General features: G+C 61.2%; 16 protein-coding genes. 11 read left to right on the top strand and 5 right to left on the bottom strand.

What is annotated here, in order from left to right:
* Positions 1 to 84 precede the first annotated feature (84 nt).
* Genes HU749_RS13110 through HU749_RS13135 form a run of 6 tightly spaced genes read left to right on the top strand, consistent with a single transcriptional unit; the run spans position 85 to position 5,073 of the window.
* Entirely contained in the window at positions 85 to 1,437 is a 1,353-nt protein-coding gene (locus tag HU749_RS13110; RefSeq protein ID WP_046062794.1) for a phenylacetate--CoA ligase family protein, read from the top strand.
* Positions 1,438 to 1,445: 8 nt separating this feature from the next.
* A complete protein-coding gene (locus HU749_RS13115; protein WP_014339009.1) occupies positions 1,446 to 1,991 on the top strand; it encodes a GNAT family N-acetyltransferase in 546 nt (181 codons plus the stop codon).
* 1 nt (position 1,992) lies between these two features.
* Positions 1,993 to 2,676: an iron-containing redox enzyme family protein gene (locus tag HU749_RS13120; protein ID WP_003200648.1), complete on the top strand. Its 684-nt coding sequence runs from the start codon at positions 1,993 to 1,995 to the stop codon at positions 2,674 to 2,676.
* A 3-nt stretch (positions 2,677 to 2,679) separates the two neighbouring features.
* Positions 2,680 to 3,291 (top strand): flavodoxin family protein, encoded by a 612-nt coding sequence (locus tag HU749_RS13125; RefSeq protein ID WP_014339011.1) that lies wholly within the window; start codon positions 2,680 to 2,682, stop codon positions 3,289 to 3,291.
* 5 nt (positions 3,292 to 3,296) lie between these two features.
* The gene (locus tag HU749_RS13130) at positions 3,297 to 4,202 is read left to right on the top strand and encodes a DMT family transporter (RefSeq protein WP_014339012.1); all 906 of its coding nucleotides are present in this window, start codon (positions 3,297 to 3,299) and stop codon (positions 4,200 to 4,202) included.
* Positions 4,189 to 5,073: an alpha/beta fold hydrolase gene (locus HU749_RS13135; protein ID WP_186650953.1), complete on the top strand. Its 885-nt coding sequence runs from the start codon at positions 4,189 to 4,191 to the stop codon at positions 5,071 to 5,073. Before HU749_RS13130 ends, HU749_RS13135 begins: the two co-directional genes overlap by 14 nt.
* Before the next feature lie 17 nt (positions 5,074 to 5,090).
* Here the strand turns inward: HU749_RS13135 and HU749_RS13140 are convergent, their stop codons facing one another.
* Together HU749_RS13140 and HU749_RS13145 are read right to left on the bottom strand one after the other, a co-directional pair.
* Complete coding sequence (locus tag HU749_RS13140; protein WP_186650951.1) at positions 5,091 to 6,305, bottom strand: multidrug effflux MFS transporter; 1,215 nt, start codon at positions 6,303 to 6,305, stop codon at positions 5,091 to 5,093.
* A gap of 287 nt (positions 6,306 to 6,592) precedes the next feature.
* Positions 6,593 to 7,234 carry a LysE family translocator gene (locus tag HU749_RS13145; protein ID WP_046062789.1) on the bottom strand — a complete coding sequence of 214 codons (642 nt, stop codon included), beginning with the start codon at positions 7,232 to 7,234 and terminating at the stop codon, positions 6,593 to 6,595.
* Between the two features lie 27 nt (positions 7,235 to 7,261).
* Here HU749_RS13145 and HU749_RS29370 point away from each other — a divergent pair, with 27 nt between their 5' ends.
* From HU749_RS29370 to HU749_RS13155, 3 genes are all read left to right on the top strand, one after another.
* Positions 7,262 to 7,390 (top strand): hypothetical protein, encoded by a 129-nt coding sequence (locus HU749_RS29370; RefSeq protein WP_264084030.1) that lies wholly within the window; start codon positions 7,262 to 7,264, stop codon positions 7,388 to 7,390.
* Between the two features lie 55 nt (positions 7,391 to 7,445).
* Positions 7,446 to 7,715: a YceK/YidQ family lipoprotein gene (locus tag HU749_RS13150; RefSeq protein WP_018600423.1), complete on the top strand. Its 270-nt coding sequence runs from the start codon at positions 7,446 to 7,448 to the stop codon at positions 7,713 to 7,715.
* Positions 7,716 to 7,804: 89 nt separating this feature from the next.
* Positions 7,805 to 8,419 (top strand): LysE family translocator, encoded by a 615-nt coding sequence (locus HU749_RS13155; RefSeq protein ID WP_186650949.1) that lies wholly within the window; start codon positions 7,805 to 7,807, stop codon positions 8,417 to 8,419.
* Between the two features lie 109 nt (positions 8,420 to 8,528).
* Here HU749_RS13155 and HU749_RS13160 read toward each other — a convergent pair whose 3' ends face one another.
* Positions 8,529 to 9,398 (bottom strand): NmrA family NAD(P)-binding protein, encoded by an 870-nt coding sequence (locus tag HU749_RS13160; RefSeq protein WP_046062788.1) that lies wholly within the window; start codon positions 9,396 to 9,398, stop codon positions 8,529 to 8,531.
* Between the two features lie 142 nt (positions 9,399 to 9,540).
* On the opposite strand from HU749_RS13160, the gene HU749_RS13165 reads away from it, so the two are divergent.
* On the top strand, positions 9,541 to 10,416 hold the full coding sequence (locus HU749_RS13165) for a LysR family transcriptional regulator (protein ID WP_186650947.1): 876 nt from the start codon (positions 9,541 to 9,543) through the stop codon (positions 10,414 to 10,416).
* 12 nt (positions 10,417 to 10,428) lie between these two features.
* Here the strand turns inward: HU749_RS13165 and HU749_RS13170 are convergent, their stop codons facing one another.
* Positions 10,429 to 10,887, bottom strand: coding sequence for a winged helix-turn-helix transcriptional regulator (locus HU749_RS13170; RefSeq protein ID WP_046062786.1), 459 nt, complete (start codon positions 10,885 to 10,887; stop codon positions 10,429 to 10,431).
* A 125-nt stretch (positions 10,888 to 11,012) separates the two neighbouring features.
* Here HU749_RS13170 and HU749_RS13175 point away from each other — a divergent pair, with 125 nt between their 5' ends.
* On the top strand, positions 11,013 to 12,299 hold the full coding sequence (locus tag HU749_RS13175; RefSeq protein WP_079304152.1) for an MFS transporter: 1,287 nt from the start codon (positions 11,013 to 11,015) through the stop codon (positions 12,297 to 12,299).
* Here the strand turns inward: HU749_RS13175 and HU749_RS13180 are convergent.
* Positions 12,224 to 13,114, bottom strand: coding sequence for a LysR family transcriptional regulator (locus tag HU749_RS13180; protein ID WP_003200706.1), 891 nt, complete (start codon positions 13,112 to 13,114; stop codon positions 12,224 to 12,226). The genes HU749_RS13175 and HU749_RS13180 overlap by 76 nt on opposite strands.
* Positions 13,115 to 13,220: the final 106 nt, after the last annotated feature.

Genomic DNA, 13,220 nt, shown 5'->3' on the forward strand with positions numbered 1-13,220 from the left:
ATAGCGCAGCTGGGTATTTATAAGTTCTGTTACTAACGTAGCGGCCGTTGAGTTCCAGTAACCCATCAAACCTGAGCGGCTGAAATGAAAGAGCATCTAGAGACATTCAAGAAGCGGTACGATCCGATTCATCATGCCTATTGGACCGACGTCCTCAGCGACACCGAGCTGGCGGCCTGGCACCAGGCACAGTTACGGGAAGTGATCGGCCACGTGAAGCGGTCCTCGCCGTTCTATTCCAGGCACCTTGCCCAGGTCGACGAGCGTTCGCTGACCTTGGATGACCTCGCCACCCTGCCATTCACGACCAAGGATGATCTGCGCGAGGCTGGCTTCGACATCTTGTCCGGCCCGTTGGAAGACAGCATCTTCTATTACGAGACCACGGGGACCACCGGGCCAGCCACGCCATGCCCGCGGGACCGCAAGGAAAGCTACGCGAGCAATCGCCAACTGGCCATGGCCTACCAGGCCGTGATCGAAAAGCATTTCCCGGGCGAAAAGACCGTGGTCGGCATCATGGGACCCACCGAGGTCCATTCCTTCGGTGACACCCTGGGCGATGTCTGCACCCAGCTTGACCTGTGCAATGCCAAGATCTGGCCGCACTCACCGGTGATCGGCTGGCCCAAGGCCCTGCAACTGCTCAAGGACCTGCGGATCGGCGTGCTCGCATCGGCACCGGGGCTGTTGCTGGCCATGGCCAAGGAAGCCGAGCGCCAAGGCTTGAACCCACGCGAGGACTTCGCCCTGCGCGCGTTCATGATGAGCGGCGAACTGTGCACGCCTGCGTTGAAGAACAACCTCTACAGCCTGTGGGGCGCGCAGGCCTACAACAGCCTGTATGGCTCCCAGGAAGCGATGATCATCGCGGCCTGCAACGCCAACGACCAGTTGGTGCCGCATCGCCTCAACTACATCATCGAAGTGCTCGATCCCAAGTCCGGGGAAAGCCTGGGCTGCACCGGCGACGGTGAGTTGTGCGTGACCATGCTGATCCCTGGCAGCAAGCCGTTGATCCGCTACCGCACGGGTGACCTGGTCTCGATCCAGTCGCGCCCCGGCTATCCGCAATCGATGCGCCAGACCGTCAAGGTCGTCGGTCGGGTGAAGGATGCCGTGCAACTGAACGATCGCGCCTTCTCGGCCGCACAGATCGAGCAGGCGCTGCTTGAAGGCGTCGAACAATGCCTTGGCTACCAGATCATCCTCAGTCGCGCCAATGATCGCGACACCGTCATCGCCAAGCTGGAAATGTCGCGCTTCTTCGAAGGTGATCGTGGGCGTCTGGTGCTGCTGATCAAGGAGCGCCTGCGCGAACGGCTGGGGGTCGATGCCACGGTCATGGTGGTGGGCGATCTGGCCGAGCATGTGAACCTTGGCAGTTGGTTCAGCTGGAAAGAAGCGCGCATCGTCGATCAGCGTCAAGGCCAGTGAGGTCAGGGATGAGCCTGTCTGTTCGCGTGATCGACAACGCCAATGAACTGTTCGAGTCCGTCCGGCAACTCAGGAGTCGCTACCTGGGGACCAACCCGGCACGGGAGGATGACTTCGAGCGCAGGGAGCAGGTGCGCGACGCCTTGTCCTATCACCTGGTCTACCTGGACAAGGACGAAGTGGTCGGGACGTTGCGCGTCACCCCCCTGGGTCATGGCCTGAGCTTCGTCGAGCGAGCGGTCGACGTGCAGGCCTATTTCGAACAATCGACGGATGCCTTCGATGCCAATCGCCTGGTGCTGGACGAGCGATACCGCGGCGGTCGGCACCTGCGCCTGTTTCTCCTGCAAGCGGCCATTTGGCTGAAAGCCAACACCCACCTGCGATTCATCTCGGCACTGTGCCGCGGTCAATTGGCTGCGCTCTATGTCGGCCTGGGCGGGCGCGTGCTGGTGGATGACGTTACCTGGACCGGGGAACAGGTCGAGCGGCGCTACAGCCTCGTGTACCTGGAACTCGAAAGTGTTTACCTCAATGTTAAAGGAACCAATTGAAATGCAAGCATTCTTCAAGGAACTCGACGCTATCGTCGACGCGGGCTGGGCCCAGATCAAGCAGGGCGCCTACTGGAAATTCAGCCTGGACAACCCGACGCCGCCAGCCCTCTATCAACAGCTCATGCTGCAGGTCTACCACTACACCCGCTACAACTCGGTGAACCAGGCTGCCTGCGCCTTCAGTGCCGATCCAGAGGAGACGACGCTGTTGCGTTTCGTCTACAAGCACGCCCTGGAAGAGCTGGGCCACGAGCGCATGGTGCTGCGTGACCTGGAGTCGGTCGGGCTGCTGCCGCAAGCCATGCCGGCACCCCTGGCGCCGACCCAGGCACTGATCGCCTTTCTCAACGATGTGGCTATCCGCAAGGGGCCGATCGCTCGCCTGGGCTACAGCTACTGGGCCGAGGACGTCTACGAGCACATCCAACCGATCCTGGAACGGTTCCGTGCCGACCTGGGCTTGAAGGATGAGCAGATGACCTTCTTCGTCGCCCACTCGACCATCGACGAGAAGCACGCCGAAGAAGTGCGTATGGCGATGCAGCGTGCGGTGAAGACCGAAGAAGATCGCCGTCAGATCAAGGAAGTGGCACGCGTCACGCTGTGGCTGACCGGGCAGTTGATGGAAGAGGCGCTGCGCGCCTACCTGGCTGGCGAAGAAGGGTTGCGGGAGGCGTCCTGAATCATGAATCTGACCATCATTGTCGGGTCAAGCCGACCTTGTGGTGTCAGTGCACGGGTGGTGGCGCTGGTGCGCCGCCACCTGGGCGAGGAGGTCGCGGTCGATGACATCTGGCTCAAGGATTACCGGATCGATTACTGCGACGCCGACAACGCCTGTGCCGATCAGGACTGCCAAGTGCAGGACGACGTCGGGCAGTTGGTGGCGCGGCTGGACCGCGCCGATGCGGTGCTCTATCTCCCCGTCATGCATGCCTACGGCACCAACAGTCGCTTCCAGGCGTTTCTGGAGCGAGTCGGCTATGGCTTCCTGCGACCACGGGAGCGTCCGCTGCGCGACAAGCTCGCGGCGATTGCGGTCGTCGGCCGACGCTATGGACACACGGCGGTTTTCTCCCAGGTCGCGCTGAACGTGCTGCTCAACAAAATGATTCTGGTCGGCTCGGGATTTCCGCCGTGCTTCCAGACCCAACTGGCCCACGATCCTGAAGCGGAACAGGCCCTGCGCGAGACATTGGACCGGCTCTGTGAGCATCACTGTCGACTTAACCCCCCAGCACTTGCGACAGGCAAGCCGGAAAGAATCCTGCGGCCCATTCAATTTCAGAAGGGATAACTGTCATGCCATTGAAAGATTCATTGCTCGCGTTACTGGTCGCGTTTCTCTGGGGCGCGCAGGTCACCGCAGTGAAAATCGGCGGCGCCGAGTTGCCGCCTATCCTCATGGTCGCCATGCGCTACGCGATCATGGCGCTGTTTCTCCTGCCGCTGCTCAAGCGCGTCAAGCGTGAGCAGTTGGCGTCCGTGGCCCTGATCGCCACGATTACCGGGACCTTGCATTTCGGTTTGCTGTATTGCGGTATCGCCCGGGTAGATGCCTCCACCTCGGCGATCATTTATCAATTGGCGGCACCGTTTACCCTCGTCCTGGCATTCGCGTTATTGGGGGAAGTCCTGAAACTGAGGCTCCTGGCGGGCATCCTGCTGGCGTTCGCCGGTGTCCTGGTGCTACTGGCTACGCCATCGGCGGGCGGGACGTTCATCGGCATGTTGCTGGTGGCGCTGGCGGCCTTGGCATTCGCTGCCGGGTCAGTGTTGACCAAGCGTCTCGGGCCCCTGGATCCGCTGGCCTTGAGTGCCTGGACGGCGGTCATCGCCGCACCGCAACTGTTGCTGTGGTCGTTCGTTCAGGAAGGCGAGCAATGGACACGCGTCTACACGGCCAGCGCGCAGGCGTGGTGGGCGGTGCTCTACACCGCGCTCAGTGGTGGTTTGCTGGGGTTCGGCCTGTGGTTCTGGTTGCTCGGCCGCAACTCGATGCAGCAACTGAGCCCGTACCTGCTCCTGGTGCCGGTGTTCGCGATTGCTGTCAGCCAGGTCATGCTCGCCGAAGGTTTCAGCCAGCGCCTGGTGATCGGCGCCGTGTTGACGTTGTCAGGTGTGGCGCTATGCCAACTGCGCCTGCCGGCAAAGTTCTCCCTCAAGGCGGCTAACAAAGGACAAGGAGTGGCGGATGAACCGCGTTGATCGACTGCTGCTCGGCACTTTGCGCCTGGTCCACCGCTGGCAGTTCGGTTTGAAACTGCGCTGGCACACCGGTACACATGGACGCCTGGCCTATCTGCAAAACCCCGCACGGAACCCACGGACGGCGCTGGTCATGCTCCATGGCTTGGGTGCCAGCAAGGACCAGTGGGGCCCTGCGATGCTGGGCATGGCGCGCCATCACCATTGCGTTTTCGTCGACTTGCCGGGGCATGGCCAATCCGTGTACGAGGCGGGTGCCGGCTTTGGACCCCAGGCAATGCTGGCGGAACTCGAAGGCCTGCTGGATACGCTCGTCGAGGGCCCCTTCGTGCTGGTCGGCAGCTCTTTGGGTGGGTGCGTGGCCGGCCTGTATGCCGCCAAACACCCGCAGCGTGTCAGTCACTTGGTCTTGCTGGCGCCTGCCGGTCTGGGTGAGCAAGCGCTAGGCCCCACATTGAAAGCCAGCCTGCAAGGGCCGGGGACGGTGTTTGGCTATCGTACGGTCGAGGAGATGAAGCGCTTCTGGAGCCTGGTGTTCAAGGCGCCGCCTGAGGTAGGAGGGCGCTTGGCCCAGGCCATGGCGGCCAGCGGCAGGTCGAGGTTTGCCGCTGTGCAGCGGGTCGTTGAGGATTTCCGTCGTGAAGGCCTGGACGTGCTGCTCGAACGGTTGCCACAGATTGCTGCCAAGACGCTGGTGATCTGGGGGCGGCATGACCAGGTGTTCCTGCCGGCGACCCTGGAGAACCTGCTCCAGCAACTCCCCGATGCACGCGGCGAGTTCATCGAGGACTGCGGGCATGTGCCCTATCTTGAACGGGGCGCCGAGGTGGTGGCGGCCATTACACGGTTCATTGCGATGTCCAGGGTTTAGGACGATTCATTCTTCCTCTACCCCCGCAAGAGAAACAACACCAGCGCCACCAGGCAGGCCGTCGTCTGAATCCCACCCAGCGTCGTGACCGGCGCGAAGCTCAAGACCGAGGCCAGCCAGGTGGTCAGCGCAGCCGCACCCATGGAGAGAAAACCCAGCAGTGCGGAGGCCATCCCGGCTTCCTTGCCGAAAGGGCCCATGGTGATTGCCGTGCCCAGCGGATTGGCCAGGCCCATGCCCCACAGGAAGGTGACCATCGAGAGGGCATACCACCCAAGACCAGGCGCGGCTGGACCGACGAGCAGCAGGCCGCCTCCGGCCATGGCGCAGGCAATGCCCACGAGTGTGACGATTCGGGTGCCATGACGATGCGCCAGACGCGGGGCCGCCATGCCGGCGGCGAACACGACGAATACCGTAGCGGCGAAATACAGGCCGGTTTGCAACGAAGTCAGGCCGATACCTTGCATCAGGATGGCGGGCGCCGCCGCGAACGATGCGAACAAACCGCTCATCAGCAGGCTCATTGAAAGGGCGGGGAGGATGAAGCGCCTATCCAGCGCCAATCTGCCATAGGCGAGCACCACGCTCTTGGCCGAGTGCGGCGCCCGGCGATCGGCGGGATGGGTTTCTCCGAGGTCGCGCACGTAGAAAAAGGCCAGTACCACGGCGGCCAGTCCCACCAGGATGAAGATGGCGCGCCAGCCAAGTGTGACGGACAGGACGCTGCCGGCCAGCGGCGAAAAACCCGGCGCCGCGGCGGTGGCGATCATCGTCAGCGACAGGGCCCGGGCGAGCGTCTCGCCTTCAAACAGATCCCGTGCGATGGCGCGCGACAGCACCGAGGCTGCGCACACGCCCAGCGCCTGGACGACACGTCCGGCGATCAGCACATCAAGGGTGGTGGCAAGGCCGGCGATGACGGTGCCGACCACGAACACCGACAGGCCGCCGAGCACCAGTTTCTGGCGCCCGTAGCGGTCGGCCAGTGGCCCGACCACCAACTGGCCCAAGGCGAACGTGATGAAGAAGCTGGACAGCGTCAGGCCGAGCTCGCGAGCAGTCACGCCCAGGTCTTCGCCGATATCTGCGAACGCCGGGAGAATGATGTTGGTAGACAGCATGCTGATCGCCGCCAGGCCTGCAAGCAGCGCCACGACTTTGCCGGTCAATGGTTGGGTGGAGGCGTGCGGTTGCGTAGCGGTAATTGCCAATGAAGTTCTGGCTTCCATACAGCCTCTCCTGTGTTTGGTTGGCGGGCAAAGACGTTGATGCCAAACGCCACGACTGTGGTTCGCGATCTCGGCGCAGTGACGTAGGCTTGAACATGACGCTCATAATATTTTTTGTAAATATGATGATCGTAATCTCTGGCGTCAAGTTAAATATCTGGCGTGTGCAGGCAGGATTCACTGTTGCCAGTCAGTGGGGGCGAGGTAGAGCGGATGGGAAGGTGTGAGGTCGACGCTTTTCAAGCGTCGAGACCTCGGTATCTGGTAGGTCCGGATCGAAAAATGCCCTAAACGGCCGGTCGACGCATCGCCAGAATGGCCGCACCGAAGCCGATGAACGTCGAGCCGACGAGCCTGCTGATCCACACGGAAAACGCGGGCCGTTTCAGCACTCCTTTGGCCTGGGCCGCAATGGCGGCATACAGGCTCAAGGAAACCAGCGACAAGCCTGCGAATATCGAGGTGAGGAGCAGGAACTGCGGCAGCAGTGCGGCGCTCTGGTCGATGAATTGCGGGAATAGGGCGGTGAAGAACATCGTCGCCTTGGGGTTGGTGATGGCTGTCAGGAAGGCCGACTTGTACAGCTTTGAACGCGATGGCTTGCTGGTCGTGCCGTCCGCTTGCACGTCCTGCGCGAGTATCGGGCTCTTTTTGAACAGTTGCCTGGCACCCAGGTAGAACAGATAACCCGCCCCGAGGACTTTCACCGCGTTGAACAGCCATTCGGAGCTGGCGAGCAACGCGCCAAGGCCCAGCATGGCGGCGGCCGACAAACAGAACAGCCCGCTGGCGTTGCCCACCGACGACCACACCGCGTAGCGCGGCCCGTAGGCCAGGCTGTTATTGATCGCCATCAGGGTGGCAGGACCAGGACTGGCGATGGCGATGGCCGCGACCAGGGTAAAGGCGAGAATTGAGTGCAGTTCCATTGTTCACATTCGCGGCTGATTGACAGGATGCGCATCCTACAGGAGAACCTGGGGTTGCCTGAATACAGCCGTCACAACGTTTCTATCGGTGTAGCCGCGCTCGGGGTGTTCATCGAGTGGTTCGCGACCCTGCTGGGACCTTGTCTTGAGCGCTGAGTCGTTGGGGTGGCTTTGATGCTACAGTCCGGCCTTTCCCGGGGGAGGGCGCGTCATGCGGATCGTAGTAATGGCTTTGGCGATGGCGTTGCTGGGTGGATGCGCCACGGCCAACGAAACCTTTGGCATGGGCCAGCTCTGCGGTCGCCATCCCTACTGCGGTGCGGCGACCGATATCGAGATCATCAAGGCTTCGACGAACGACAACGACGTATACGCGCGTGCTCTGGCACCTTTTGCAATCGTCGACCTTCCTTTCAGCATCGTCGCCGATACGCTGATCCTGCCTTATACGATTTTTCATATGAGGCCTGCCGAGGAGTAGTGGTATTGCCTTGACGGGGTGAATCCTTGGGGCAGCAATGCGGCATTTTGGGTGACGATCACCGCCTACAGATCTCGCGAGGGACGCACATGATCGACGGTTCCGCTGTCTTGACAGTTTTTTTGGTCTACCTGGCTGGTGTCGTGGTTCCTGGACCGAATTTCGTCGCGGTGGTCCATAAGGCGGTGGCTGCTACGCGCTCTGAAGCGCTGGCCTTGGTGGCGGGAATCGTACTGGTCAACCTGTTCTGGTCCACCTGTGCGATTGCAGGTCTCGGGGTTGTATTTGCTGCGCTCCCTTGGGCTGCGCTGGTTGTAAAGGTTCTGGGCGCAGCCTACCTGATGTGGTTCGGATTCCGACTGCTGATCAACGCGGGCCGGAATGCGCCAGGCCCGCTGAATGATGCCGTTGCCGGTAGTTGCCGCCAGTCCTTTATACAGGGAGTGGTCACCAACATAGGCAACCCCAAGTCCATGGCTTTCTATGCCGCTGTTTTTTCAGCCGCGGCTCCCGCCCACGTTTCGCCAGGCACGTTTTTGTCGATGCTGGCAGTTGTGGTGGTGGTTTCAATGGCCTGGTATGCAATGGTCGCAATTGCGCTTTCACAGCCCAGGATTGCTTGCGCCTATCAAGGTAGGAAAAAAGCAATTGATCGACTGTGTGGTGGTTTGATTTTGTCTCTGGGGGTTCGCCAGCTGGTTTAGCGAGTAGCCGTTGCTGGAGCAAGCCTTCCTCGTTGCACGCCAGGTCGGTCATCCGCTGACCGAGGCCCAATGCTGGACGAGGATGACCTGACAGTACTGCCCCAGCTGTTCAAGCCCCGGCAATGGCCTCGCGAACGAAGTCTTCATAGGTGCGCAACGGACGCCCCAGGATCGCCTGCAGTCGTTCCACGGTTCCTTCAGCAGCCTGCATGCCAAACGTCTGGATACCGGACATCATCAGGCGCATGTCATAAGCCAGCCAGGCGGGACCGTACGCGGCCAATTGTGCTTCGAAGGCGGCCACATCGTCACCACCGTAGGCGATCTCGCGACCCAGGGCGGAACTCCATATCTTCGCCGCGGCGGCACCGGTCAGTGCTTGTGGGCCGACCAGCTCCAGGGTTACACGGTCCAGGGCCGAAGGTGCCTTGTCGCGTCGCAGCAACTCGGCAGCGGCGATGTCGGCGATGTCGCGGGCATCGATCATCGAGACGCCCTTCGAGCCGATCGGCATCGGGTACACCGAGTAGTTCTGAATTGTCTGCTGGACCATCAATTCGTTTTGCATGAAGTAAGCTGGACGCAGGATGGTTGCGGCCATGTCGAGGCTTTCGATCATGCGCTCGACCGTATGCTTGCCCGTGAAGTGCGGCACGTGGGTGAACTTGTCGGCATGAATCACCGACAGGTAGACGATGCGCTCGATGCCAGCCTCGCGAGCGAGGTTCAAGGTGATGAGGGCTTGTGTCACCTCGTCGGGCGTCACGGCGTTGAGCAGGAACAGCGTACGCACCGATACCAGCGCCTCGCGCAGCGAAGGGACATCGGTGAGGTCGGCAACGACTTCAGTCACGCCCGCCGGGAATGTTCCCTTGCCAGCCTGGCGAACGAGGGCTTTGACGTCGGCGCCTGCGTCGGCGAGGCGCTGGATGATGAGTGAACCGATGGTGCCCGTGGCGCCGGTAACGAGAATGCTCATGTTGAATCTCCTGCAAAAGGGGGGTAGCCGGAAAAGTCCGCAACGGCCTTGTCGGCCCGTTGCGATGTTCAAACGATATTCCGTTGCAGAAACAAAACGAAGGCGCCAGGATGTAGACACTCCGTTTCAAAAGTGGAACAGCATGAACTTGAACGCGCTGATCGATTTCACCCTCGTCGCAACGAATGAGGGCTTGGGCAAGGCAAGCCGTGCGAGCGGAATATCCAAGGCAACCTTGTCGCGGCGTATCGCCGACCTTGAGGAGCAACTGGGCGTCAGGCTGATCGAGCGCAGTGCGCGTGGGCTGAAGCTCACCGAGGCTGGGGAGCTGCTGCTGAGCAGGGCCGAAGGGCCGTTGGCCGAGGTGGCGGAAGCCATGGCGGCGGCGAAGGAGGGCGTATCGACGCCTCGCGGACGCTTGCGTGTCGCTGCCCCGGTCCTGTTTTCGCAGCTTGCGATGGGCGGCATCGGCGCAGCGTTTTGTGCGGCTTATCCTGACGTCACGATCGAGGTCATTGCGGAGGATCGCGTGGTTGATCTCGTCGAGGAACAATTTGATGTCGCCATCCGGATCAACCCCAGCCCGGACAGCAGCTTGGTCGGCCGCTGCTTCGCCAAGGACCGGCTGGTGGTGGTGGCCGCGCCTGGACTACCTCGGCCTGCCCCCGGCGCCATCCGCTCAGTTCCCGGCATTGTGGTGTCCAGTTTCGAGCCGACCCGTTGGACACTCGACGGCGGCAGCCTGATTCTGGAGCCGATCCCCAGGCTGCGGTTCTCTTCGTTCCTGATGATCCGCGATGCAGCCATCGCCGGAGGTGGGGCTGCCCTCATTCCACAGTCCATCGCATGGAGCCAGTTGGCCAGTGGCGAGTTGGTCCAGTGGGGCAAGGTATCGGGGAAAGAAGCCGAGCTCTGGGTCTTGCACACGTCCAGGCGTCTTGCTGCGCCGAAGGTTCGCGCATTTGTCGATTTCATGTGCGCCAGGTACCCGGACATGTCGTTGGTACTGAAGGGGTAGGGACGATCAATCTCACGTCGGGTTGTCGGCAATGAGCCTCACCCTGTGGCAATCGGACGGTCCGAGTTTCTGACCGCTTGAGGATCGAACATCCATCTGCATGAGCGCCTGCCCGGACGTGTTGTCCAACAGCACGGAACGCGTTTCTCCCGGCTCGAACAGGAAGCGTTCGCCCCACTGCCGCAGGCTGACCACGACCGGAAAGATCTCTCGTCCTTTCTCCGTCAGGACGTATTCCTTGTAGGCACTTCCATCTGAGGCGGGGCGAACGTCGAACACACCGACCTCGACCAACGCTTTGAGTCGCGAAGCCAGAATATTCTTGGCTACGCCCAGGCTCTTTTGAAACTCGCTGAAGCGGCGGATGTCGTCGAATGCGTCGCGGATGATCATGAGCGACCAGCGATCGCCAATCACGTCCAGTGTCCTGGCTACCGGGCATTCGCTGTTTTGTGGTGAAGCATTTTCCATTTTATTGACCTTCTGAAAAAGGATCGCAAGTCCGGTCGATGTCTGTGGTTGCAAATTAAAACCTGATCGGGTGACAATCCATTCAGGTTTTTAATTGAAACCAGTTTAGCGCCAAGGAGGCGTGCATGACAGCAGATGCCGACTGTTTCACCCAGCAGCCTTCGGGAAATTTGAGTGACGAGCAATGTGCGGGGCTTTCGCCGGCGCTCACGTTATTGTTTTCCGTGACCTGTGCATTGGCCGTCGCCAATGTCTACTTTGCCCAGCCCTTGCTCGCCTCAATGGCCGAAAGCCTGGGCGTTGCTTCAGGATTGATCGGGGTTGTGGTCACGGCCACTCAAGTGGGGTATGCGCTGGGGTTGCTGTTCATCGTCCCGCTGGGGGACAGGGTCAACCGTAAACGACTGGTTTGCGCGCAATTGGTGCTGTCCGCGCTTGCGCTCGCGGCCGTCGGCGCAGCCCAGCATTGGTTGGCTTTGCTGGGTGCGATGATCGTGATGGGCTTGCTGGCGGTGGTTGTCCAGGTGCTGGTGGCCTATGCCGCCGTGCTGTCCTCGCCCTCCCAGCGTGGACAGGCCGTGGGAACCGTCACCAGCGGCGTTGTCCTGGGTATTCTCCTGGCGCGGTTTACCTCTGGAGTGATCGCCGACCTGGCGGGCTGGCGCGGGGTTTATTTCGTTTCCGCGGGATTGATGCTGACCATCGCTGCAGTGTTCTGGGCAGTGGTGCCTGCCGCCGTGTCGCCACCTGACCGGCAGCCTTATCTGGCACTCATCCGATCGCTGTTCAAGCTGTTCATGACCGAGCCGGTGCTACGGGTCCGGGGGCTGCTGGCCTTGCTGATCTTTGCCGCGTTTTCGGTGTTATGGACCGCTATGGTGCTGCCGTTGAGCGCCGCGCCGCTGTCGCTTTCACACACGGCTATCGGGCTGTTTGGCCTGGCTGGCGTCGCCGGGGCCCTGGCAGCCAGAAGGGCCGGTCGTTGGGCCGATCAAGGTTTTGGACGGCGCGTTACCGGCTGGTCGCTGGGGCTCCTGACGCTTTCCTGGCTGCCCATCGCGTTTACCGAGACCTCCCTGATCGCACTGGTGTGCGGCGTGGTGTTGCTCGACTTTGCGGTGCAAGCCGTGCATGTCACCAACCAGAGCTTGATCTTCGCTGCACGTCCCGACGCGCAAAGTCGCATGGTCGGCGCTTATATGTGCTTCTACTCGGTGGGCAGCGCACTGGGCGCGGTGGCCGCGACCCAGGTCTATGCGCTGTGGGGCTGGATGGCGGTCAGCCTGCTAGGCGCCTTGATCAGCCTCGCCGCGTTGGCGGTATGGAGGCTCTCGCTTCATTGCGGCCACTGTTCAAGCAGGATCGAGACAAACTTTTCCGCAGCCGGGGAGAGCGATGCGCCCCGGCGGTAGACCAGGCCCAGCGAGCGGTTTACCACCGGCTCGATCAGCGGCACGCTGACCAGCGTTGGATGATCCCCGGCCGGCATCGCCAGGCTGGGCATCGCCGACACGCCGAGGCCAGCCTCGACCAATCCCAGCGACGTCGACAAGTGTTGCACTTCGTAAAACCATTGCGGACGCCAGCTCAGGCCCGACAGCGCGTGGTCCAGCAGCATGCGGTTGCCGCTCAGGCGACCGACGCCGATCAGCCGATAATCACTGAGTTCGGACCAGGTAACCGCACTGCGTTCAGCCAGTTCATGATCGCGCCGGCAGGCCAGCACAAAGGGTTCGTTGACCAGGGGTACGAACTCGATGTCCGGGTGCTGGCCGCTCATCATGTTGATGCCGAAATCGGCTTCGCCGCGCAGTACCGCTTCGAGCCCTTCGTTGGCGCTGAGGTCGAGCAGGCGGATGCGGATTTTCGGGTAGCGCTCGTTATAGAGGCGAATCACTGAAGGCAAGAAATAGAAGGCCGCCGTAGGAATGCACGCCAAGGTCACCCGGCCGATCTGTCGCTCCGCCAACTCGCGGATGTTGAGAATCGAGTCGTCGAAATCATCCAGCAGGCGCCGCGCCTTGGGCAGGAAATCACGCCCGACACTCGTCAGGCTGACCTTGCGGGTCGTGCGATCGAGCAACGCGGTTCCCAGGCCTTCCTCAAGTTTTTTCATCCGTCGGCTCAAGGCTGGTTGTGACAGATGCAGTGCGTCGGCGGCTTCGTGGAAACTGCCAAGTTCGGCGATTTTCACGAAAGATCGTATGTCCTGGAGTTCATATTCCATGTGCTACCTCACCGGGAAAGGGCAGTGCGCGATGGCAATTAGCGTAAAACAATTCATTTGTGAAACGCAATAATCGCTCTGATCTTTGCATTGGAAACACTTTTAA

Source organism: Pseudomonas ogarae, assembly GCF_014268695.2.
GTDB classification, from domain to species: Bacteria; Pseudomonadota; Gammaproteobacteria; order Pseudomonadales; family Pseudomonadaceae; genus Aquipseudomonas; species Aquipseudomonas kilonensis.